Origin of the sequence: Clostridioides sp. ES-S-0048-02 (assembly GCF_020658495.1) — a bacterium.
Taxonomy (GTDB): Bacteria; Bacillota; Clostridia; order Peptostreptococcales; family Peptostreptococcaceae; genus Clostridioides.
Map to the genome: position 1 here is coordinate 180407 of NZ_JACVWH010000004.1, position 23325 is coordinate 203731.

Here is a 23325-nt window from a genome sequence, read left to right on the forward strand (position 1 = left end):
TTACTTCACTCTTATTCCTTGTACATTAATATCAATTTTAGTGACTCTTACACCAGTCATCTTTTCAACTACATATTTAACTCTATCTATTATGTTATTTGCAACTGTAGATATATTTGTACCATATTGTATTATAACATAAAGTTCTATTGCTATGGCATCTTCTTCTACTTCTTCTACTCTAACACCTTTAGTAGCATTTTCACCTTTTAATAATTCTACTATTCCTTTAGATTTAGATGCTAAACCTACTAGACCATAACTTTCCATTGCAGCTCTATATGTGACTTGAGCTATTACTTGATTATCTATTTCTATACTTCCATATTGATTCATTACCTTTGCACTCATGGTTGACCCCCTTAAGTTTTTTTTATTAAAAATGTTTCTTAATTTATTTTTTACTATTTTTACTTATTTATTATATAAAATTATAATCATATCATACTATAAATATGGTATAATTTAAACCTAGAAAAGTTTTTGGATAAAATTTCTTGTACTGTCTATATATTTAAAGAAAAATAATAATTATTTTTCAAATATATTTACTTTATATAAAATTATATATATAATTTTATATGATAATGAGAAATTCTTCAATATATGTAAGGCAAATATATATTTCTATTGCAAATTTTTGTTATTTATGATAATATAAATATGTTTTTAGTCTTTAAATAGTTATCATTTTAAGGAGGTGTGCGTAGATGGCAAAAGTATGTAGCGTATGTGGTAAAGGTAAGGTTTCTGGAAACCAAGTATCACACTCAAATAAACATAATAAAAGAACATGGTCAGCTAATTTAAGAAGCGTAAGAGCGATTATAGATGGAGCTCCTAAGAGAGTAAAAGTTTGTACTAGATGTTTACGTTCTGGTAAGATTGAAAGAGCTTAATAGCCACGTTTAAAAGCCTACTTCCGAAAGTAGGCTTTTTAAATTTAATCATTTTTACTCTTTCTCATAAATTTTAAAACTATGTTTGAAATCCATTTTGGTAACTTTATTGTTACTACTTTCATCAATACTCACCCCACACTTTATAGTTAAAATTATTTTAACAAAAAAATAATAATGCTCCACATCCAATAAGTATTAATGCGGTAAGTGCTGACCAAATCCAGCCAGGAAGCAACATAGATAAAATTACTGCCATTCCTGTTGCTAGACACAGTATTCCTAGCAATACCTTAGACTTGTTATTTCTCATGGAACACCTCCACATAGAACTTGTATCTACAAATATTTTCATATTTAAGTTTATGCGATAAGTTCCTATTTTAGACCGATAAATACATTATGTAATTTTAATTTTTTATACTGGAATTATTACTATCTTCTGATGCAGATTCTATAATATCTAAAATACCTCTTTTTTTACTTAACCTTTTAGGTCCACTATATAGAACTACTGGTATAACTTTTGGGAGTTTAAAATCTTTGCTTTCTATTTCTTCAAGACTCTTTTTCATTATAAAGCTTTTCCAAATTTGCTCTCTGTATGATTTTAATCTTGGTACAATCTCAGTATCCATTTCTGTTTGAAACTCCAACACTATATAGTGTGAAATTTTACGATTTTTAGAAAAAACTTTATAAATTATATCTACTTCCTTTCCTTTATATTCACATATAAAAGATGTTTCTAACTCTATACTTTTAAGAGTTAATTCCTTTGCTATTGAGACGCTTGTAAAATTTTGAATCAAACTTAAAAAACTTTCTTTATCTGAATACAGCCTTCTATATTCTTCACGTTTTTCTTTGCTTCTTTTTAAATTCATACAATTCCTCCCAGGTTATAGATTCTCTATCTTTTGATAAAAATAATCTATAAATTTTATTTTTTAATTTTCACTAGTGATTATTGACACTTATGATTAAAATATCCAATAAAGATATTTTTTTATATTTTTATTAAAAGATATGAATTTTTATATTTTAATATATTGACATTGACGTTGCGTAAAAGTGTATATTTAATTTATAGGAGGTATTACTTATGGAATATACAGTTCAGAAATTAAGTAAAATAGCTGGTATAAGTACTAGAACCCTTAGATACTATGATGAAATCGAGCTTCTTAAGCCACTTAAAATAAATTCCTCAGGTTATCGTATATATGGTCAAAATGAAGTTAATAAGCTACAACAAATACTTTTTTATAGAGAGTTAGGCATTAGCTTAGAAAATATAAAAAACATTATAAATTCACCAACTTTTGACAGTCTAAGTGCATTAAAACAACATCATAGCAAATTACTAGCTAAAAGAAAACAAATTGACTTACTGATAGAAAATGTAACTAAAACTATAGCATTAAAGGAGGGAAAATATATTATGACAGATTTAGAAAAATTTGAAGGTTTTAAAGAAAATATGATTGATGAAAATGAAAAAAATTATGGAACTGAAATTAGGGAAAAATATGGTGAAGATGTAATCAATCAATCAAATAGAAAATTTAAAAATATGTCTAAAAAAGATTATGAGGACTGGCAAGATTTAAGTACTGAGATAATTAGTAAACTCAAAAAAGCTTTTAAAACTGGTGATGCATCTAATGAACTTTCTCAAGAAGTTGCGAGATTACATCATAAATGGTTGAGTTACACTTGGAATGCCTACTCTAAGGAAGCTCATGCCGCTTTAGCACAGATGTATGTAGATGATGAACGTTTTACATCATATTATGATAAAGAACAGCCTGGACTAGCAAAGTTTCTAAGAGATTCCATAGTATTCTATACAAGATAATAATCAATGTAAAGTAATAAAAAGAGTGCTACTTTAAAATAGCACTCTTAAAAAATTTTATTTTTCAAATTATATAGTTATAATCTGTGATAAAAATCTAACTTAGTTTTTATTAAAAGTAATTGTAACTTTAAATAAATCTCCATCTATATCTATCTTCATTTTACCACCTTGTAGCTCTACAAAACTTTTTGCTATTGCTAGACCAAGTCCAGAGCCTTCTGTATTACGTGACTTATCTCCTCTTACAAATCTCTCCATAATATCATCTACACTAAAATCAATTTCAGTTGCTGACATGTTTCTAAGCATGATATTTACTTGTCTATCTGTTTCTAAAATATCAATATATACTCTTGAATTTGGCATTGCATATTTACTTATATTTATTATAAGATTCTCAAATACTCTAAATGTACGTTGACTATCTAATGGTAATATTATTTTTTCGCTAGAAAAATTATTTTTTATTTTCAGTGATGACTCTGCTATCTTATCATCTAATTCTAGTAATGTCTGTTTCATTAGAGATATAATATCTACATTTACTATGTTTAAGTGTACATCTCCACTATTTACTTTGCTCACTTCAAATAAATCTTCTATTAAGTGTTGTAGTCTTTGTGACTTTCTATCCAATGTATCAATATACATTTTACGATTTTCATCTGTTATATTTTCATCCTTTAGTAAATCTATATAAGTGATTATAGATGTCAAAGGTGTTTTTAAGTCATGTGACACATTTGATATAAGCTCTGTTTTCATTTTTTGACTTTTAACTTCTTCATCTACAGCTTTTTTAAATCCAGATTGAATATTTCCAAGCTCATCTTTAATAGGATTAAAGAACCCTAAATCATCTTCCATATTTGCTTCTAAATTTCCATCTGAAATTTTCTTTGTAACATCTAAAAGTTGATTGTATTCACGTATTGTTTTCTTAGAGTAATCTGACAATACCTTAAATAAAACTATTGAGTAAATTAATGCAAGTATTATTCCAAAGAACCACATACTACACATTATAACTATAATTAATAAGTTTACTGCTAAAATTATAGCTATAGTTTTATTTGGCTTTTCTTTTAAATTTGTCATTCTAACTTGATTAATAACTACTTTACTTGATTTTTTAAACCATTTTAGAAACATCCCTGTCAAAGTATTTTTTACAAAGTACTCTTTTATTCCAACATTTAGAATATGTTTTAAAAGTACTATAAATACAAATATTATTGAGAAGATTACAAACCAATAAATTAAATTCATTGAGCTTACTAATATATTTGCCATTTTACCACTTATATCATTTTTTATTAGATACTCGACATAATTTCCATTCAATGTGTTACTTATTATATCAGTAGGATATAAAGCTACAATACTCTGTATAATAACAATAGCAATAAAAAGTAACTCTAACGGTATTCTTGTGATTATCTCAAACCCTAATAACTCTTTAGATTTTCTATATGGAAATGCTACAGCTACAATTACAACTATAGATATTATGATTTTTATAATCATTGCAGAAATTTTATAATAAGAATTATTCTCTACATTATTTATATATCTACTTATATCATCACTACTATAAATCATCCCATAATTATTATATGAGCTATATGAATTATCTTGGCTTATTACTTTAGGTACCGCATATACCAATGTTTTATTTTTTATTGGAGATAATTTATATGAGATTGAATTTCCATCTAAATCTGTCTCCATCAAATCTTCTTTAGATTTAGATAATAACATTTGGCTGATAATCTTTTGGTCTACTCCATAAGAGTCTACAATATTTACTTTTCCATCTTTATCAAAATTCATCACAAGGTAAAACCTATAATTTGCTTTTATATTTTTAATCTTTTCTTGTCTTTCCTCATCATTCATAGTTGTCTCTTGAGGCTGCTTTTTATCAGATTCCTCTTTTGAAGTGTCATTTTTTGTTGTATCCAGTGCTTTTAACTCTTTATTCTCATTAAAAAGCTCAAAGTTATTTTCTTTATCAACTAAATAGTATTTTAAGTTTTTACTTGAATTATTAATAAAAGATTCCCATTCATCAAATTTTTCATTAAAATCTGCATTAATACTCTCATCAGTGTAATAGGTTTCTGAACCTTCATATGCGCTTTTCTCTTTACTAGTATTTTTTATATAATTTATAGTTTCTTCACTTAAAAAAAGCTTCGAAGGTTGTATCATCTTACCTTCTTGTTCTTCTTTCATATTGTGGTCTAAAACATAACTTCCTTTATATATGCTATCTACAAATCCTTCTTGCTCAAATGGATTTTTAGCTCCACCTTTAGCAGCTGACTGTATAGTCGAATATTGGCTAATCATACCTAATGATGCTGATAACATAAGTATAAAGACTATCACACTGATTATATATTTTTCCTTAAATTTTTTCGATTTTATATCCAACACCCCACACCACCTTTAAATATTTTGGATTTTTTGGGTCAATTTCTATCTTCTCCCTTATATTTCTAACATGTACCATAACTGTATCTGTGTTTACAGCATTTTCATTCCAAACTCTTTCATATATTTCGTCTGCAGAAAAAACCCTTCCTGCATTTCTCATAAGTAAACTTAATATCTTAAATTCTATAGGAGTTGTTTTTATATAATTTCCATCAATACTGACTTCTTTTGTATTTTCATTTAATTCTAATCCACCTATTACAAATATACCTTCATTATTTTCTGAACTTTCTTCTTTATTTTTTATCATATTTAGATACTTAGTATATCTTCTAAGTTGCGAATTAACTCTAGCCAATAACTCTAATGGCTTAAAAGGTTTTGTTACATAATCATCCGCTCCGATGTTAAGTCCCATTATTTTATCAACTTCTTCTGATTTTGCAGATAACATTATCACTGGAAAATTATGATTTTCTCTAAGTTTCATTGTAAGAGTTATTCCATCCATTTGAGGCATCATTATATCAACTATAGCTAAGTGTATTTCTTGGCTTTCTATAATTTTAAGACCTTCCAATCCATTGTAACCTTTAAAAACATTATACCCTTGATTTAAAAGGTATATTTCTATAGCATCTGCTATTTCCTTTTCATCTTCTACCACCAAAATATTATATGAATTCATTTTAATCTCCTTTATATCAATTAATTTATAAACTACCTTTACATATATGATTATACAATATGATAGAAGTTTTTCCATTTTTTTATAAATTTATAGTGGTCTATTCTAATTATTTATCTTTGATGTCCATTTTAGAACCCTCCCTTTAATTTAACTTCAATACTGTTTTACTTTATTTATATATCTAATATTAAAGCTAAAAACTTAAGATATTATATATACTTTTCTAAAGATTTTCTAAAGATTTAAATTTACTTGTTTTAATATACACAAAAAAAGTAGGTATTATTGTATTAATTAAATCAACAACCTGAAACATAAATTTAATATCAATAAAATCTACTTTTTAGTTTTTGCATATTTATTTTTAGTTTATTTACTTTTTATAAAAATTCTTGTTTTTATTTTATAAATGTACATATGTCTTCCACTGGTTTTTTAGATGGACTTCTTAAGTTGTCTTCTGGTACTCCAAGTGCTAACATTGCACCTAAGAAGTATTCGCCTTTTTCAAACCCTGTTTCTGCCTCTAAAACAGATTCTATCTCATCTGCTGCATAGTTTTGACTTGTCAACCAACAAGAACCATATCCAAGTTCAATTGCTGATAATGTAAAGTTTTCAATTGCTGCTCCTAAACTTTGCATGCCTGGATTTCTTATAAATAACTTATCTATAGTCTCTTTAGGTGCATTTATAAGTTCTAACTCATAATAGCCTGATGGGTTGTATACCTTTGTAAAAACTAATACCAAAACTGGAGCTTTTAAATAAAATAAAGTAAAGTTTGGCACAAATTTTCTAAACCTATTAGCTTTTTCTACTGATACTTTGTCCATCTCTACAAGTATTTCTTGTTGTTTTTTAGTTATCACATCTGCTATCTTTTCCATTAAATCACGACGCTTTATAACTACAAAATGCCAGTTTTGAATGTTTTTACCTGATGGAGCTGCCCCTGCTGCTTTTACCATTTTCAAAATATCTTCATCTAAAACATCTTGTTCTTTAAATTTTCTTACACTTTGTCTTTTGTAAATAGTATCTTGTAATTCCATTTTTAAGTCCCCCTGTAGATTATTTTTTTAATTTAAAAACAAACTTTAAACTTCCCTTATTTTAATATATCATGTTCTAACAAATCTTTAAATGACTCTATAGAATAATCATACTCATCCACATTTCCAAAACCATATTTTGCATATACAAAAGGAATCCCAGCAAATTTAGCACTATTTGCATCCCCTTGAGTATCTCCAATATAGATTGGATTAGTTAGTTTATTTCTATCAATTATGAGTTTATTATTTTCACCTTTATGCAATCCAGTATTTCCAGGACACTCAAAATCTATAAAGTAATTTTCTAGCTTATGTGCTTTTAAAAAAGATTCTATATATCCTTTTTGACAATTACTTACTATAAATAATTTATATTTTTTAGATAATTCTCCAAGAGTATTTTCTATGTCTTCAAATAATTTGCCTCCATATTCAGATAAGTAATCACATTCTCTTGCAGAACATTCATCTAATATATTCATTCTTTCTTCTTCATCTAAATCTGGAAAGAAACGCTTTGCTATTTCATCAAATGAAAGACCCATAACACTTCTAAATAATTCTACTGTAACATTTAAACCTATATCCTCACGTTTATCTAAGACCTCTTGCCATACCTTACATACTCCTTCAGTTGAATCCCATAGAGTTCCATCTAAATCAAAAATAATACTGTCTATCACAAAAAATCCCCCTTGCGTCAAAAATTATTATTTATTTATAATTATATATTAAAAAGCAGATACAATTATAAATATATTTTACTTGATTGTATCTGCTCTGTAATATAAAATCAATTATTAAAGTCCATTTTTATAAATTTCTAATTACAAGTACACATCCCTGCTCTACTTTAATTTTACAAGAATTCCCTAACATAACATTGGATATTCCAATAGGTACTGAATACTTCATATAATAATCATCCAAAGGATATTCCAAGCCAGTAAGTGTTACTCCTTTAGCATCTCCTTTTACAGCTATTACAGAAATAGTATCTCCTTTGTTTCCAAACAAGGTAAATTCTTCATTTTCAACTATATACATCTCTTCTTTATCTGAGAGTATCCTAGAATATATGCCATCTTCTTTTAAATAATATAATAGCTTTATATTTGCAAGGGTATGGTCAATTCTCCCACCTAAAGCACCAAAAAAATCAATATGGTTAGCTTTAAGAGTTTTAGCTAAAAAAAGACATAGTTCTGTATCAGTTTCATCCTTTTTAGATGGAAATTTTTCAAATTTAACACCTTGATTTCTATAGAAATTTATCTTGTCTTCTTCTACTGAATCTAAATCTCCCAAAATATAATCTGGTATTATATCCATTTTGTAGGTGTGATTTGCTCCTCCATCTGCACATATTATGCAGTCATAACATTCTTTAAGTATAATATCTCTTGTAATTTTATAATCTTCAATTTCACCATTTAAAACAATACAGATTTTCATACCTAAGTCTAAACTAATTCTTCAAGAGAAGCATTCTTTCTAAATAAATTAACTGTTTCTTGAATGTCATCACTTCCAAATATTGCAGAGCCTGCTACTATTACGTTAGCTCCTGCTTGCACAACTTCAGCCACATTTTTAGGACTTATACCACCATCAACTTCTATATCAATATTTAATCCTTTACTATCTATAAGTGTTTTTAATTCTTTAATTTTATCTAACACACAAGGTATGAATGATTGTCCTCCAAATCCAGGATTAACAGACATTAAAAGCACCATATCTAAATCAGATAGTACATGTTTAATAGTATCTATTGGTGTTGCTGGATTAAGCACTACACCTGCCTTTATTCCATGTGATTTTATATTTTGTATAGTTCTATGTAGATGTGTACAAGCTTCCTGATGAACAGTTATTATATCACATCCTGCTTTTACGAACTCTTCAATATATTGGTCTGGATTCTCTATCATTAGATGAGCATCAAATACCATATTTATATTCTCTTTTTTTAAACTTTTAACTACAAGTGGTCCTAGTGTGATATTTGGTACAAAATGTCCATCCATTACATCGATATGAAGATATTCACATCCTGCACTTTCCACTTTTCTTACATCCTCTAATAATTTTGCAAAATCTGCTGATAATATTGATGGTGCTAATTTAATCATGTTTCTAATACCTCCTACTGTTATTTTGTCTTATTTCATTTAGTAGCTGTATATAACTATCATATCTTTCTTTAGATATTTCTCCATTTGCAACAGCTTCTTTTATAGCACAATTAGGTTCATTTTCATGAATACATTTTGAACCAAACTTACAATCATTAAATTTATCAAATTCTATAAAATAATCTTTAAGTTCAACTTCTTCTATGTCTTCAAGTGCAAGTGAACTAAAACCTGGTGTATCTGCAACCATTCCACCAAACTCCAACTTTAAAAGTTCAGCATGACGAGTGGTATGTTTTCCTCTTTTTATTTTATCACTTACTACACCTGTTTGCAGTTGAAAATTTTCATCTATTTCATTTAATAAACTCGATTTTCCAACTCCAGACGGTCCTGCAAATACTACTACATTTTCTTTTAATTCATCTTTTACTTTATCTATATTTAACTTAGTGACATTACTTACAGGAATAACCTTATATCCACTAAGCTCGTATATCTTTTTAACATGCTCTAATATGTTATCATCATCTAAATCTGCTTTTGTAAGGATTATTACAGTTTCTAAATTTTCTTTTTCTGCCAAAACTATAAATCTATCTAAAAGAGATAAGTTTGGTTTAGGATTTTTTATTGCAAATACTATTAGTGCCTTATCTACATTTGCTATAGGTGGTCTTATAAGTTCTGTGTCTCTACTATCTATTTCTTCCACAATTCCCTTTTTTTCATCTTCATCAACAACACTTATTTTAACTCTGTCACCAACTAAAGGTGTTACTTTTTGCTTTCTAAATATACCTCTAGCCTTACATTCATAAAGACCTTTTTCTGTATCTACATAATAAAATCCGCTAATCCCTTTTATAATTTTTCCTTCTAGCATCAAATACCTCCCTTTATAAAATTATATAAACCTATACTGTTTATGAGTAGTATATAGTGTTATTCTTTCCTATTTTTATATAATACCACATTTTTTTTAAATAACAAATCCTCCGTTTGGGCTAATTACCTGACCAGTAATAAAACTTGATTTATCAGATGCTAAAAAAATAGCACAATTTGCTATATCTTCTGGTGTTCCTAATCTCATTAAAGGAGTTTCCTCTACAAGAACATCTATCTCATCTTCATTATATTCAGATAACATATCTGTATTAATAACTCCTGGTGCTATGCTATTTACTCGAATATTTGATGGAGCAACTTCTTTAGCTAATGCCTTTGTCATTCCTATTATACCTGCTTTTGATACAGAATAATGTACTTCACAAGAAGCACCTGATATACCCCAAATTGAAGATATATTAATTATGTTTCCTTTTTTTTCTGATATCATGTATTTTAAAGCAATTTGTGAACAATAAAAACTTCCTTTCAAGTTAATATTCATCATATTATCCCAATCTTCATCAGTTATATCTGTAAATAACTTATCTTGGCTTATACCAGCATTATTTATAAGTACATCTAATCCTCCAAACTCCTTTATACAATAATCTATCATATTTTCGACTTCTTCTCTATTTGAAATATTAGCTTTAAATAATTTTACAGAAAAACCCTTTTCGTTTAATACAGTGTATAATTCTTTAGCCTCATTTTCTGATTTATTAAAGTTTATTAATACATTATACCCATCTTTTGCAAATATTTTAGATATTGCTCTTCCAATTCCTCTAGAGCCTCCTGTTACCAAAACTGTTTTATTGTTTTTATTCATAAATATTTATCTCCCTTATAATTAATCTAATATTTTATACAAAACAAACTGCCCCTTTAAAGAAAATAATTTCTATAAAAGGACAGCTTTTTATTTTTAGCTACTATTTATTCTGATTTACCAATATTTCCACCAGTTCCTTCTGGAGTTTCTCCACTATTTCCTGAGTTTGAACCTCCTGAGTTATCTCCACTATTTCCTGAGTTTGAGTCTCCTGAATTATCTCCATTATTTCCTGAGTTTCCTCCACTATTTCCTGAATTATCTCCACTATTTCCTGAGTTTCCTCCACTATTTCCTGAATTTCCTCCGTTAGTTCCTGAGTTTGAACCTCCTGAACTTCCTCCACTATTTCCTGAGTTTGAACCTCCTGAACTTCCTCCACTATTTCCTGAGTTTGAACCAGGTGTTGTTGTATCATTCTCATCTGGTGTTGTTGGAGTCTTATTTGGTGTTGTTGGTGTTGGCGTATTTGATTTCTCTGAGCCTTTGCTAACATATAGGTCTATTTCATCACCTTCTTGAACACTTGATGAACCAGAACTAGGGCTCTGACTTAAAACTGTACCTTCTTTATATACTGAACTATACTCATACTTGACAGTTCCAACTTTCAATTTATTTTCCTCTATAATTTTTTTTGCATTAGTTAAAGTAATACCTACTACATTGGGAACTGAAGCTTCGTTTGCACCTTTACTTACAACGACATTTATGGTGTCACCTTTTTTAATATTTGTACTTCCACCTTCAGGTGTCTGCGATATTATACAATTTTTATCTACCTCACTGCTATACTCTTCACTTTTTACACTTAAGGACAATCCTTCTTTTTCAACTGCACTCTGTGCTTCCTCTAATGTCATATTCACAAGATTAGGAACAGTTAAATCTTTACTACCAAATCCTCCAGCAAATAAAAATTTATATGCTAAGAATACTTGTGCACATAAGATTACTATCAAAACTGCCGCGACTACTTTTAGTCTTTTTCTAGCTTTAGGACTTTCTTGTTTTTTCTTCTTTTTCTTAGCCCTCTTACTTTGAGTATTCTTAGGTTTTTGATTCTTTTTAGCTCTCATTATCTCTTCCTCATCTTCATCGTCTTCATCTTCTTCTTCATAAAAATCATCATAATAATCTTCATCTTCATCTAAATCAGCAACTTCTATAGGTTTAACTACTTTTTCCGGAACTGGCTTTGCAAGTACTGGATTTACAGCTTTATTAATCTCTTTTTCATCAATTTTCTTCGTTGCAAAATCATCGTATTCCTTTATAAAATCTAAGTCAATATTTTTTTCTATATAATCTATATCTTCTATTAACTCTTCAGCAGTTTGGTATCTATCTGCACTAGATTTTTCTGTAAGCTTTTTTATTGTAGTTCTTACACTTTGAGGAATCCTAACTTTCTCTTCTGATGTAAAATCTATATCATCATTGATATGTTGAAGTGCTATAGAAATTGGGCTATCTCCTCTAAATGGTACTTTTCCTATCAGCATTTCATATAAAACTATACCTAAAGAATACAAATCTGCATTATTAGTTACAAACTTTCCTTTAGCTTGCTCTGGTGAAAAATAGTGTACTGAGCCTATTATACTACCAATATTAGTCATAGTTGAATTTGAGACAGCTTTGGCTATACCAAAATCAGCTACTTTTACTACTCTTCCTTCATTGGATATGAGAATATTATGAGGTTTTATATCTCTATGTATAATCCCCTTTTTATGTGCAGCACTAAGTGCCATAGCTATTTGTTTTGTTATATCCAGTGCGGTATATTCGTCTAATATCCCTTCATCCTGTATAATTTCCTTCAAATTTTTTCCATCTACAAATTCCATTACAATGTAGTGAACTTTTCCATCTTCCCCAACATCATATACATTTACTATATTTGGATGTGAAAGGCTTGCTACTGCTTCTGCTTCTCTTTTAAATTTTGTTAAAAATTCATCGTCATCTACAAATTCAGGTCTGAGTACTTTAAGTGCAACAGTCCTGTTTAATAATCTGTCTTTAGCCTCATATACAAAGGCCATTCCTCCATCACCAATCTTCCTGATGATTTCATATCGATTTCCTAAAATTGTATCTCCCACAATATCACCGTCCTAATTATACTTTTATTACTATCACCGAAACATTATCTTTACCAGAAACATCATTGGCCATGCTTATCAATTCATCACTTATATCACTAATTCTCTCATATTCATAATCTAATATTAAACTTCTTATATCTTCGTCATAAATAAACCCAGTTAATCCATCTGTTGCAAGAAGTATTATATCACTTTTTTTGATTTCCTTCTTAAAAATATCTACAACAACCATATCATCTGTTCCAATTGCTCTAGTTATTCTATTTCTCTGTGGATGTCTTCTCGCTTCTTCTTCTGTAATAACATGAGCCATCATAAGTTCTTCAACCACAGAATGGTCTATAGTTATTTTATCAAATTTTTCATCTGTTAACAAATAACATCTGCTATCTCCAACATTTGCCACATATAAGACATTATTATACACTATAGCTGTAACTAATGTAGTTCCCATTCCTTCAAATGCTATATCTTCCATAGATTTCTTGTGCACAATTGAGTTTACATTATTATAAGCCTGTTTTAGTATATCATCTATATAGTCTATTTTTACATTATCATGCTGTAATAAGTTTTCTTTTAGAAAATCAATTATATTTTCTACTGCTAACTTACTGGCGACTTCCCCCTTTTTATGTCCACCCATTCCATCAGCTATGGCAAATATTCCTATTGGACCATGTTCTGTATCTATAACTTCTCCCTCACAATAGTCTTCATTGTTTTTTCTTACTTTTCCTATATGGGAGGCACAACTATAAACCATACGACTTCCTCCTTACATATTACTTGTATTTTCTTCTCAATTGGCCACAAGCTCCACTAATATCAGAACCCATAGACATTCTAACTGTAGCAGGTATATTATTTTTCTCTAAACTATCTCTAAACTTATAAATAAATGCCTTGTCTGGCTTTTCATATTCTCTTTCTTCAACCTTATTTATTGGTATTAAATTTACATGGCATAGCATACCTTTTAAAAGCTTTGCTAATGCCTTTGCTTCATTTTCTGAGTCATTTACACCCTTTATAAGAGAGTATTCAAATGTAACCCTTCTATTTGTCTTTTTTATATAATATCTACAGGCATCTAGTATTTCTTTAATAGAATATGCATTTGCTACAGGCATAATCTTTCTTCTTTCTTCATCATATGGTGAATGAAGTGATAAAGCCAAATTTATAGCTATTTTCAAATCAGCCAACTCGTACATTTTAGGCACTATCCCACAAGTTGAAAGAGTTATATGTCTATACCCTATATTAAGACCATTTTTTTCATTAATTATTTTTAAAAATTGTTTTGTATTTTCAAAATTGTCAAGTGGCTCACCACTTCCCATTAAGACAAGATTTGATACTCTTTTTCCAGTATCTTCTTGAATTTTAATAACTTGGTCTAAAATCTCCCATGGTTCTAAGTTTCTAATCAATCCATCCATTGTAGATGCACAGAAGTTACATCCCATTCTACAACCTACTTGATTAGAAACACAAACAGTGACCCTACTGTCATAATCCATCATCACAGTTTCTATTATATTTCCATCATCTAATAAAAACAAATATTTTTTTGTGCCATCTACCTTAGATTCTAACTTTAATTCTATATCTATATGACCTATACATGAAACTTCTTCTAATTTATTTCTCAAACTTTTTGGTATATTATTCATGTCATCAAAAGTTTTTGCACCTTTGTATATCCAAGAAAATATTTGGCTCCCTCTAAAAGGTTTTTCATCTATAGTTTTCATAAATTCCTTGAGTTCATCTTCAGTAAAGTTTTTTAATACTATTTTTTTCTCTTCCATTCTATTCACTACCTTATTCTCTTTAATTTTGCTATAAAAAACCCATCTATACCATGAATATTAGGATATATTTTTAAATATCCTTTATCTTGATTGTCTAAATCTACGTTTACTGTGTCAATTGGAGTCAATTCAAAATTATTATATTCTTCAATAAAAGAAGTAATTATATTTATGTTTTCCATATCTTGAACTGTACATGTACTATAGACTAAAGTTCCTCCAATTTTAACATACTTTGATGCATTTTCTAATATTTTCTTTTGTATAGAAGTAATATCTTCCAACTCTTCTTCTTTCTTATATTTAATTTCTGGTTTACGTCTTATTATACCAAGACCAGAACAAGGAACATCTGCTAAAACATAATCAAATTTATTTATGCTATTTTCATCAATTTCAGAAGCATCAAATCCTTCTACACATACATTTTTTAGACCAAGTCTATTTACAGTAGCTTTTATAAGCTTTAGTTTATGCTCAAAAATATCTCTAGCTATTACTTGACCTGTATTATTCATTAAAGTGGCTAAGTGAGTAGATTTTCCACCAGGAGCACTACATACATCCAAAATCAATGAATCTTCCTTTGGATTAATTACTTTCCCTACTATCATAGAACTTATATCTTGAATTGTAAATAAACCAGCCTTAAATAACTCATTATTTTCTATATTTTTTAATTTTTCGACTTTTATAGCTTCTTCCACCATAGGGACTTTCAAACACATAATACCCTTTTCATTTAATTTTTCAATAAGCTCTTCTCTGCTAATTTTAAGTGTATTTGTTCTTATATAAATACTAGGTTTTTCATTGTTTGCTTCTAATAAATCTTCAGTAAATTCTTGTCCAAAATTTTCTATCCAATTTTTTATAATCCAAGAGTTATAAGAATACTTTATAGATAAGTATTTTACACTATCTTCCTCAGTTATGTCCATTATAGTATCTTTATTTCTTATTTCATTTCTAAGAATAGCATTTATAAAACCAGAAGATTTTTTATCATATTTTTTAGATAACTTAACAGTTTCATTAACTGCTGCATAATCTGATATACTATTTAAAAATAAAATTTGATATGTTCCCATTCTTAAAAAGATTTTAACATAAGTTGACATTTTTTTTACTTTTATTTTTGAAAGTTTATTAATTATATAATCTAAGTAATATTTATTTTCTACTACTCCATAGATTAACTCTGTTGCAAGTCCTCTATCCATATCGCTTATTTCTAAGTTTTTAAAATGCTTATTTATTGCAATATTTGAATAGTTATTATTTTTCTCTATATCACATAATACTTTAAATCCAATTTCTCTTGCATCCATATAAATTTCTCCCTTTTATTAAACATAAAAAAGGGTTGTTTCTAAACAACCCACTTTATTTTTAGTCATCTCTTCTTTGAGCTATTAGTAACAATCTAAGTAATTGAAGTATTGAAACTAGTGCTGCTGCAACATATGTTAAAGCTGCTGCTGAAAGCACTTTTCTACTTTGTCTTACCTCACCCTCATCTATAATACCTAGATTTCCAAGTTGAACAATTGCTCTACTAGAAGCATTAAATTCTACAGGCAATGTTATTATTTGGAATAGTACTGAAGCTGAAAACAATAGTATCCCAATTTTTAGAAATGGTCCAGCCATAATAAATCCTAGAAATATTAAAAACCAAGAAATACTTGAAGCAAAGTTTACTACTGGCACCAAACTACTTCTTATTTGAAGAGGTGCATAACCTTTAGCATGTTGCATTGCATGACCACATTCATGTGCAGCTACTGCAACAGAAGTTATTGATGTTCCATAATATACATCTTCTGATAATCTTACAGTTTTTCTTCTTGGGTCATAGTGGTCACTTAAATGACCTCTAACCATTTCTATCCTTACATCATACAAACCATTTGAATCAAGTACTCTTCTTGCTGTCTGTTCTCCAGTATATCCTCTACGTGTATTTACTCTTAAATACTTATTTGTTGTTGAGCTCACTTTAAATTGAGCATATGCAGTGAATAATATAGCTGGAATTAATATAATCATCGTTGGGTCAAATCCCCAAAAGCCGCCATATACAGGGTACATAAATAACACTCTCCTAAAATATATTTTTATTATACATCCTCTTTAATATTCACATAACTTAAAAACAGTTTAATTACAAGCTAATATCTCTTTTCCTGTTAAAAAGCTTATAGCTTTTTCAATATCTACTATGTCTACATTAGTATTTATACAAGGTCCATTAGGTCTTTTATTAAATACTCCTAAAACAGGAATTTTTTTTATATCTTGTATTCCAGATGTTAAATCTCTCTCACATGCAACAGCTATAACAGCTTTAGGTTTATTGTCAATTATAATTTTTCTAGCTAGAGTCCCTCCTGTAGCTACAAATACTTTTACTTTAACACTTTTATTTAGCTCAGCTAATTCTCCTATATTGCATTTTCCACATTTTTTACAATTATCTATATCATTAGTAACTTTTAGTTTGCAACTATTCTCTTGAATACAATGAGGTATTAAAATTATTATATCCTCTGGATTAAAATTATATTTATTACTGTATATATATTCATTATTTAATTTTATATATATTCTTCTAATTTCACTTTTTGACATACCAAATGATGATGCAATAAAAGATATAATGGGAAATAATACACTAACAATTTTAAAATTTATTTTCATTATATTTGAGTTAACATTTTTTCCTTTAATTACTCTATACGTAACTATTGTTGAGCATAGTATTATAAGTATTAGTGATATTACTACAGCATTTATTCCTAAGGAAAATATTTGAGTCAAACTAATTATAAAAAAGTTTGCAACCCCCATTAAAATCCCTAATATTAAGACTAAGATACCAACACTTGTTAAATACTTTTTTATATCTGTCATACTTTTCACCTAACTCAATACTACACCAATTTCTATAGTATTTCCTTTTATATATTCTCCAACTAGCATTCTCTTTTTATTTGGCATCTGAATTTCTTCAATTAAAAGTACCTTATCTTTAGTACTTACTTTTATGCCATCTTTATTTACCTCAATTATTGTACCTGCTTCTTTGTTACTTTCTTCCTCTAATACTTTAGTTTTCCAGATTTTCATCGTTACACCATTATAAGTAGTATAAGCACTTGGCCATGGATTTACACCTCTAACTAGATTGTGTATTTCCTTAGCATTTTTTGAAAAGTCTATATTACCTAGTGATTTATTCATTATTGGTGCATAAGAAAATTCCTCATGATTTTGTACTTCTCTTGGAGCAGTTCCTGCTTCTATCAACTTTAATGTTTCTTTTAAAGTTTCTGCTCCTATATTCATCATTTTATCATGAAGTTCTCCTGCTGTTATATTTTCATCAAGATTTACTTCTGTCTTTAATATCATATCTCCAGTGTCTAACCCTTCATCCATATACATAGTTGTAACACCAGTTTTTTCTTCGCCATTGATTATTACCCAATTTATAGGCGCCGCACCTCTATATTTTGGAAGTAAAGAAACATGGACATTTATACATCCAAACTTAGGAATTTCTAATATTTCTTTTGGAAGTATTTGCCCAAAAGCTACAACTACCATTACATCTGGCTTTAAAGATTTCATTGTATCTATAAAATCTTTGTCTCTAGCTTTAATTGGTTGATATACAGGTATATTATTTTCAATTGCAAGTTCTTTTACTGGACTCATGCCAAGTTTTTTACCTCTTCCTTTTGGTTTATCTGGCTGAGTTACAACTCCTAGTATTTCATACTTTTCATCTATTATTTTTTGTAAACAAGGAACTGCTATATCAGGAGTTCCCATAAATACTATTTTCATCAAATCAACCCCTACTATTTTTCTATTTTATCAACAAACAGTATTCCCTCTAGATGGTCTATTTCATGACAAAACGCTCTAGCTAAAAGTTCTTCCCCTTCTAGCTCTATTGTTTCTCCATTTCTATTTAAAGCTCTAACTTTTACATAGTTTGGTCTTTTAACCTCTCCAGATTCTCCAACAACACTTAAACAACCTTCATCATCTATTTGTTCTCCAGATGTTTCTATTATTTCTGGGTTTATAAGTTCTATAAGTTCTTCTCCAATATCAATTACTACAACTCTTTTTAAAATTCCAACTTGAGGTGCAGCTAGTCCAACACCATCTGCATCATACATAGTTTCTGCCATATCGTCTAACAATTGTATTATTTTTGCATCAATTTTTTCAACTTTTTTTGATTTCTTTCTTAGTACTGGTTCTCCTATTTGAACTATTTGTCTTAAAGCCATTACACTTCCTCCTAAATTTATAATACACTATTTGGATTAATATCTATAGATACATTAATATTCTTATTAAATATCAAATCTCGTTTTGTTATACATATATATTTTATTATACCCTTTAAGAGATTAATTTCAATATTTTCATCTTTAAAGAGTATTTGCCATCTATAATTTTGATTTATTTTTGATATTGAGCATGGATTGGGTCCTAATATAAACCCTAAGTCGTTTATACCCCTTTTTTCTAATAAATAAATCAAAGATGCATGCATATTTTTTATATTTTTTATAACTAATCTTTCATCTTCACCACTAACAACTACACTTAACATGTTATTAAAAGGAGAATATCCAAATGCCTTTCTTATCTTTATCTCATCTTCATAAAAACCTTCATAATTATACTCTATGGCATGCTTAATAGCATAATGCTCAGTATCATATGTTTGAAGTACTACTTTACCTTCTTTGTCTGCTCTTCCTGCCCTTCCAGAAACTTGAGTTATCAACTGAAAGGTTGTTTCAAAACTTTTAAAATCAGGAAAATTTAGTATCATGTCTGCTGACAAAATACCTACTAAAGTTACATTATCAAAATCCAATCCTTTACTTAACATCTGCGTTCCTATCAATACATCTGCTTCTTTATCTTTGAACTTATTTAGTATTTCCTCTAATGAACCCTTTTTTGATGTTGTATCTTTATCCATTCTCAAAGTTTTTATATTTGGAAAAATACATTTTAACTCTTCCTCAATTTTTTGAGTTCCTACTCCAAATGGCTTAACATAATTACTTCCACATTCTGGGCATTCTTTTGGAATTTCTCTTTCATATCCACAATAATGGCATCTTCCAATATTACTTTTTTTATGATATGTCAAAGATATATCGCAATTTTCACATTGAAACACATAGCCACACTTTCTACATGATACAAAATTTGCATAACCTCTTCTATTTAAAAATAGTATTACCTGACTATTTTCTTCAATCGCACAACTAATTTCTCTTTGAAGTTTTAAACTAAATATACTTCTATTACCTATATCTAATTCATCTTTCATATCTACAACTTCAATATTTGGAAGTGGTTTATTGTTTGCTCTATTTTTTATATTTATAAGTTTATATTCACCAGTTTTTGCTCTATAATACTCTTCAATTGAAGGTGTCGCTGAACCTAAAATAAGAGTTAGATTATTTTTTAATGCCATAAATCTAGCTACTTCTATAGAGTTAAACTTAGGATTTTTTTCAGACTTATATGATGACTCATGAAATTCATCAATTATTATCAATCCTAAAGAATTAAAAGGAGCAAATAGTGCTGACCTAGCACCAATTAAAACTCTTATCTTGCCAGCTTTAACAGCTTTATAAACGTCGTGTTTTTCTCCTTCAGATAGTTTACTGTGAAACACTCCAACTAAATCGCCAAACCTACTCTTTAATCTATCTATCGTTTGGGGAGTTAATGCTATCTCAGGAACCAAAAATATACTATCTAAACCTTGGCTTAATGCAAATTCTATTATTTCCATATAAACTTCAGTCTTTCCACTTCCAGTTATACCATGAATTAAATATGGCTTTTTATCATCTATAAACATACTTGAATTTATCTCATCAACCGCTTGTTGTTGCTCATTGTTTAATTTTATACTTTTTGATATAGATTTGTAAATACTTTTTGGCTCTCTATAATAATCTTTAAATTCTAAAGTTATTAACTCTTTCTTACTCAAAGAGTTTATACTCTGCTTTGAAGCATTTAATAAATCCAATAAATCATTTATCTCTACATTTTCATTATTTTTAAGAAAATTTAATATCTCTTTTTGCTTGCTTCCTATGCTTATTTTATTTTGTTCTATATAATCATCAATTTTATCATTTTCTAAACTCAAAGATACATAGCATACTTTCTTCTCATTTTTATGATTTTTGTATTCCCAACATAATTTTATAATTCCATTTTTATTCATTGTATATAGATAATTATTTAGATTCGCTATATATTTTAACTTATCAACCTTAATTTTTCCTTTACTACCAACTACTTTTTCTAATATCTCTCTATTTTTATCACTCAGCTTTGATATCTTTTCATATAATTCAGTCTCACTTAATCCATTTAGCTTTTCACCTAGTAAAACTACTTTGTAATTATTTAGTTTATATCCTTTTGGATATATCAAATTTATACACTCTATATAAGTACACAAATATCTATTTTTCATCCAGTAAACCAACTCTAAATCTTCTTCTCTAAATATTGGATTTTCATCTAATATATCTATGATTTCTTTAGTCTTTATTTTTTCATCTAAATTATTTGTAAGTTGAAATACAAAGGCTTCTGTTGGTTTATTACCTCTTCCAAATGGCACTAATATTCTATGCCCAACACTTATAACTTCCTCTAAAAATACAGGAATTTGATATGTAAATAAATTGTCTGTGTATATAGTATTGCTTCTAACTATTACCTTTGCATATTTTTTCATTGTAAAACTCCTACTTAAAATTAATCTACTGCTCATATTTTAACACATTTCATAACATATCAAAAAAATCTCAGCATATCTAAAAAGTTTCAAGTTATTACTAATATTAGATATATCTTAATAATTAACTATTAATCATATTTTATACTTTACAGCAAAATAAATGCTGAAAACCACAATTTAACTGACATTTGCGAGTTTTTACTCGCTAAAAGTAAATTGCAGCTTTCAGCCACTTTAGCTGTGATAAAATACACAAATATCATATTTAAAAAAGTTCTTATTTCTCAAGTAACACTTTAATCTTATTTAATATAACATTAGCTACTTCTTCCTTTTTCATTTTAGGGTACTCAGTAATATTTCCTTCTGTATCTATTATTTTTACAATATTAGTATCAGTTCTAAAGCCAGCTCCCTCTTTAGTTAAATCATTTGCCACAATAAAATCTAAATTTTTCTTTTCAATTTTTCCTTTGGCATGTTCTATTAAGTCATTAGTTTCAGCAGCAAATCCAACTAATATCCTATCTTCCTTTATTTTTCCTATTTCATAAGCAATGTCATAATTCCTACTTAATTCTATTGATAAATCATCATTATTCTTTTTAATTTTTTTGTCAGAATAAGTTTTTGGCTTATAATCTGCAACTGCTGCACTTTGAATTACTATTTTATTTTCTTTTAAATTTGATACTACTGCCTCATACAAATCTTGTGCTGATTCTATTTGTACAAATTTTTTAAGGTTTTGTGGAATAGAGAGATTTGTAGGACCTGATATTAATGTTACATCAGCACCTCTAGATATAGCCTCTTTAGCTACAGAATATCCCATTTTACCAGAAGACCTATTAGTTAAATATCTTACTGGGTCTATACTTTCTACAGTTGGTCCAGCTGTAACTATTATACTTTGACCTTTCAAATCTTGCTCTTTCGTAAGATTGGCTAAAACTGCCTCTACTATTAAATCTGGTTTAGCTAGTTTTCCTGCTCCAATATCTCCACATGCAAGTCTTCCACTTTCTGGTTCTATAAATTTATATCCAAATTCCTCTAAAGTTTTTATATTTTTTTGGACAATTGGATTTTCATACATATTAGTATTCATAGCTGGTGCTATTAAAACTTGTGCTTTTGTTGCCATAACAGTAGTTGTTAGCATATCATCAGCTATACCATTTGCAATTTTTCCTATAACATTTGCACTTGCTGGTACTATTAGAAACAAATCTGCCTTTTTTGCTAATGATATATGTTCAACTTCCCAAGATTTTGGTTCTTCAAACATATCTTCTACTACATAATTTTGACTTAGTGATTGAAGTGTAAGTGGTCTAACAAATTCTGTTGCTGATTTTGTCATTATAACATGGATATTTGCATTTAATTTTTTTAATTTACTTACAACATCACAAGCCTTGTATGCAGCTATTCCGCCGCTTATGCCAATTACAACAGTCTTATTTTTTAGCATGACCTTACTCCTCTTCTGAAATTTGTTGATGTTGCTCAGCGTAGTGTCTAGCTTCTTCTATCTCTATTTCTTCTTCTGTCAATAATCTATATGTTATTTTTCCACTTGCAACTTCCTTAGTAGCTACACATACAGGTTTTTCCTTAGCTTTGTTTGGAACATATGGTTCGTCTCCATCAATTAACTTTCTTGCTCTCTTTGAAACAGTCCCTACTAAGTAATATCTGTTGTCTATTTTTTCTAGTACCTCATTGATAGATGGTTTTAACATAA

The 23325-nt window shown here is 28.4% G+C and carries 24 protein-coding genes; 2 read left to right on the forward strand and 22 right to left on the reverse strand.

The window, feature by feature from the left end; translation table 11 throughout:
* A complete protein-coding gene (locus IC173_RS07630; protein WP_227432491.1) occupies positions 1-351 on the reverse strand; it encodes an Asp23/Gls24 family envelope stress response protein in 351 nt (116 codons plus the stop codon).
* A 359-nt stretch (positions 352-710) separates the two neighbouring features.
* On the opposite strand from IC173_RS07630, the gene rpmB reads away from it, so the two are divergent.
* Positions 711-899, forward strand: coding sequence for a 50S ribosomal protein L28 (rpmB, locus tag IC173_RS07635; RefSeq protein WP_003416297.1), 189 nt, complete (start codon positions 711-713; stop codon positions 897-899).
* Between the two features lie 160 nt (positions 900-1059).
* Here the strand turns inward: rpmB and IC173_RS07640 are convergent, their stop codons facing one another.
* Both IC173_RS07640 and IC173_RS07645 read right to left on the reverse strand, forming a co-directional pair.
* Complete coding sequence (locus tag IC173_RS07640; protein ID WP_009893656.1) at positions 1060-1212, reverse strand: hypothetical protein; 153 nt, start codon at positions 1210-1212, stop codon at positions 1060-1062.
* A 97-nt stretch (positions 1213-1309) separates the two neighbouring features.
* Complete coding sequence (locus tag IC173_RS07645; RefSeq protein ID WP_227855378.1) at positions 1310-1786, reverse strand: Rpn family recombination-promoting nuclease/putative transposase; 477 nt, start codon at positions 1784-1786, stop codon at positions 1310-1312.
* A 218-nt stretch (positions 1787-2004) separates the two neighbouring features.
* On the opposite strand from IC173_RS07645, the gene IC173_RS07650 reads away from it, so the two are divergent.
* Positions 2005-2760: a MerR family transcriptional regulator gene (locus tag IC173_RS07650; protein WP_227855379.1), complete on the forward strand. Its 756-nt coding sequence runs from the start codon at positions 2005-2007 to the stop codon at positions 2758-2760.
* 102 nt (positions 2761-2862) lie between these two features.
* On the opposite strand, the gene IC173_RS07655 is transcribed toward IC173_RS07650, so the two are convergent.
* The 19 genes from IC173_RS07655 to rpoZ all read right to left on the reverse strand — a co-directional run bounded on the left by IC173_RS07655 (position 2863) and on the right by rpoZ (position 23323).
* Positions 2863-5205, reverse strand: a complete 2343-nt coding sequence (locus IC173_RS07655) for a sensor histidine kinase (protein WP_227855380.1) — start codon at positions 5203-5205, stop codon at positions 2863-2865.
* Positions 5177-5893, reverse strand: a complete 717-nt coding sequence (locus tag IC173_RS07660) for a response regulator transcription factor (RefSeq protein WP_227432488.1) — start codon at positions 5891-5893, stop codon at positions 5177-5179. The genes IC173_RS07655 and IC173_RS07660 overlap by 29 nt, the downstream gene beginning before the upstream one ends.
* Before the next feature lie 401 nt (positions 5894-6294).
* The gene (locus IC173_RS07665) at positions 6295-6951 is read right to left on the reverse strand and encodes a nitroreductase family protein (protein ID WP_227432487.1); all 657 of its coding nucleotides are present in this window, start codon (positions 6949-6951) and stop codon (positions 6295-6297) included.
* 56 nt (positions 6952-7007) lie between these two features.
* Entirely contained in the window at positions 7008-7637 is a 630-nt protein-coding gene (locus IC173_RS07670) for an HAD family hydrolase (protein WP_227432486.1), read from the reverse strand.
* Positions 7638-7767: 130 nt separating this feature from the next.
* The gene (locus tag IC173_RS07675; protein WP_227432485.1) at positions 7768-8409 is read right to left on the reverse strand and encodes a thiamine diphosphokinase; all 642 of its coding nucleotides are present in this window, start codon (positions 8407-8409) and stop codon (positions 7768-7770) included.
* Positions 8410-8417: 8 nt separating this feature from the next.
* Positions 8418-9089: a ribulose-phosphate 3-epimerase gene (gene rpe, locus IC173_RS07680; protein ID WP_227432484.1), complete on the reverse strand. Its 672-nt coding sequence runs from the start codon at positions 9087-9089 to the stop codon at positions 8418-8420.
* Positions 9090-9093: 4 nt separating this feature from the next.
* Positions 9094-9978 (reverse strand): ribosome small subunit-dependent GTPase A, encoded by an 885-nt coding sequence (gene rsgA / locus IC173_RS07685; protein WP_227432483.1) that lies wholly within the window; start codon positions 9976-9978, stop codon positions 9094-9096.
* 96 nt (positions 9979-10074) lie between these two features.
* Positions 10075-10818 (reverse strand): elongation factor P 5-aminopentanone reductase, encoded by a 744-nt coding sequence (ymfI, locus tag IC173_RS07690; protein WP_227432482.1) that lies wholly within the window; start codon positions 10816-10818, stop codon positions 10075-10077.
* A 107-nt stretch (positions 10819-10925) separates the two neighbouring features.
* Complete coding sequence (gene pknB, locus IC173_RS07695; RefSeq protein WP_227855381.1) at positions 10926-12932, reverse strand: Stk1 family PASTA domain-containing Ser/Thr kinase; 2007 nt, start codon at positions 12930-12932, stop codon at positions 10926-10928.
* 16 nt (positions 12933-12948) lie between these two features.
* Positions 12949-13701, reverse strand: a complete 753-nt coding sequence (locus IC173_RS07700; protein ID WP_227432480.1) for a Stp1/IreP family PP2C-type Ser/Thr phosphatase — start codon at positions 13699-13701, stop codon at positions 12949-12951.
* A gap of 19 nt (positions 13702-13720) precedes the next feature.
* The gene (gene rlmN, locus IC173_RS07705; RefSeq protein WP_227432479.1) at positions 13721-14752 is read right to left on the reverse strand and encodes a 23S rRNA (adenine(2503)-C(2))-methyltransferase RlmN; all 1032 of its coding nucleotides are present in this window, start codon (positions 14750-14752) and stop codon (positions 13721-13723) included.
* Between the two features lie 8 nt (positions 14753-14760).
* A complete protein-coding gene (rsmB, locus tag IC173_RS07710; protein WP_227432478.1) occupies positions 14761-16086 on the reverse strand; it encodes a 16S rRNA (cytosine(967)-C(5))-methyltransferase RsmB in 1326 nt (441 codons plus the stop codon).
* A gap of 61 nt (positions 16087-16147) precedes the next feature.
* Entirely contained in the window at positions 16148-16849 is a 702-nt protein-coding gene (locus tag IC173_RS07715) for a zinc metallopeptidase (protein ID WP_227432477.1), read from the reverse strand.
* Positions 16850-16918: 69 nt separating this feature from the next.
* The gene (locus IC173_RS07720) at positions 16919-17671 is read right to left on the reverse strand and encodes a DUF116 domain-containing protein (RefSeq protein WP_227432476.1); all 753 of its coding nucleotides are present in this window, start codon (positions 17669-17671) and stop codon (positions 16919-16921) included.
* Between the two features lie 9 nt (positions 17672-17680).
* Positions 17681-18610: a methionyl-tRNA formyltransferase gene (fmt, locus tag IC173_RS07725; protein ID WP_227432475.1), complete on the reverse strand. Its 930-nt coding sequence runs from the start codon at positions 18608-18610 to the stop codon at positions 17681-17683.
* 14 nt (positions 18611-18624) lie between these two features.
* Positions 18625-19065: a peptide deformylase gene (gene def / locus IC173_RS07730; protein WP_227432474.1), complete on the reverse strand. Its 441-nt coding sequence runs from the start codon at positions 19063-19065 to the stop codon at positions 18625-18627.
* Between the two features lie 17 nt (positions 19066-19082).
* The gene (priA, locus tag IC173_RS07735) at positions 19083-21572 is read right to left on the reverse strand and encodes a primosomal protein N' (RefSeq protein ID WP_227845598.1); all 2490 of its coding nucleotides are present in this window, start codon (positions 21570-21572) and stop codon (positions 19083-19085) included.
* A gap of 280 nt (positions 21573-21852) precedes the next feature.
* Positions 21853-23052, reverse strand: a complete 1200-nt coding sequence (coaBC, locus tag IC173_RS07740) for a bifunctional phosphopantothenoylcysteine decarboxylase/phosphopantothenate--cysteine ligase CoaBC (RefSeq protein ID WP_227845597.1) — start codon at positions 23050-23052, stop codon at positions 21853-21855.
* Positions 23053-23056: 4 nt separating this feature from the next.
* Entirely contained in the window at positions 23057-23323 is a 267-nt protein-coding gene (gene rpoZ / locus IC173_RS07745; protein WP_227432471.1) for a DNA-directed RNA polymerase subunit omega, read from the reverse strand.
* Positions 23324-23325: the final 2 nt, after the last annotated feature.

Bases quoted from the DNA above. Each gene is read 5' to 3' on its own strand.
- IC173_RS07715 (WP_227432477.1), bottom strand. From the start codon at position 16,849: ATGTACCCTGTATATGGCGGCTTTTGGGGATTTGACCCAACGATGATT.
- fmt (WP_227432475.1), bottom strand. From the start codon at position 18,610: ATGAAAATAGTATTTATGGGAACTCCTGATATAGCAGTTCCTTGTTTA.
- rsmB (WP_227432478.1), bottom strand. From the start codon at position 16,086: ATGGATGCAAGAGAAATTGGATTTAAAGTATTATGTGATATAGAGAAA.
- rpe (WP_227432484.1), bottom strand. From the start codon at position 9,089: ATGATTAAATTAGCACCATCAATATTATCAGCAGATTTTGCAAAATTA.
- rpoZ (WP_227432471.1), bottom strand. From the start codon at position 23,323: ATGTTAAAACCATCTATCAATGAGGTACTAGAAAAAATAGACAACAGA.
- rpmB (WP_003416297.1), top strand. From the start codon at position 711: ATGGCAAAAGTATGTAGCGTATGTGGTAAAGGTAAGGTTTCTGGAAAC.
- IC173_RS07640 (WP_009893656.1), bottom strand. From the start codon at position 1,212: ATGAGAAATAACAAGTCTAAGGTATTGCTAGGAATACTGTGTCTAGCA.
- IC173_RS07665 (WP_227432487.1), bottom strand. From the start codon at position 6,951: ATGGAATTACAAGATACTATTTACAAAAGACAAAGTGTAAGAAAATTT.
- IC173_RS07660 (WP_227432488.1), bottom strand. From the start codon at position 5,893: ATGAATTCATATAATATTTTGGTGGTAGAAGATGAAAAGGAAATAGCA.
- IC173_RS07645 (WP_227855378.1), bottom strand. From the start codon at position 1,786: ATGAATTTAAAAAGAAGCAAAGAAAAACGTGAAGAATATAGAAGGCTG.
- def (WP_227432474.1), bottom strand. From the start codon at position 19,065: ATGGCTTTAAGACAAATAGTTCAAATAGGAGAACCAGTACTAAGAAAG.
- IC173_RS07630 (WP_227432491.1), bottom strand. From the start codon at position 351: ATGAGTGCAAAGGTAATGAATCAATATGGAAGTATAGAAATAGATAAT.
- IC173_RS07720 (WP_227432476.1), bottom strand. From the start codon at position 17,671: ATGACAGATATAAAAAAGTATTTAACAAGTGTTGGTATCTTAGTCTTA.
- coaBC (WP_227845597.1), bottom strand. From the start codon at position 23,052: ATGCTAAAAAATAAGACTGTTGTAATTGGCATAAGCGGCGGAATAGCT.
- ymfI (WP_227432482.1), bottom strand. From the start codon at position 10,818: ATGAATAAAAACAATAAAACAGTTTTGGTAACAGGAGGCTCTAGAGGA.
- rlmN (WP_227432479.1), bottom strand. From the start codon at position 14,752: ATGGAAGAGAAAAAAATAGTATTAAAAAACTTTACTGAAGATGAACTC.
- IC173_RS07675 (WP_227432485.1), bottom strand. From the start codon at position 8,409: ATGAAAATCTGTATTGTTTTAAATGGTGAAATTGAAGATTATAAAATT.
- rsgA (WP_227432483.1), bottom strand. From the start codon at position 9,978: ATGCTAGAAGGAAAAATTATAAAAGGGATTAGCGGATTTTATTATGTA.
- IC173_RS07650 (WP_227855379.1), top strand. From the start codon at position 2,005: ATGGAATATACAGTTCAGAAATTAAGTAAAATAGCTGGTATAAGTACT.
- priA (WP_227845598.1), bottom strand. From the start codon at position 21,572: ATGAAAAAATATGCAAAGGTAATAGTTAGAAGCAATACTATATACACA.
- IC173_RS07700 (WP_227432480.1), bottom strand. From the start codon at position 13,701: ATGGTTTATAGTTGTGCCTCCCATATAGGAAAAGTAAGAAAAAACAAT.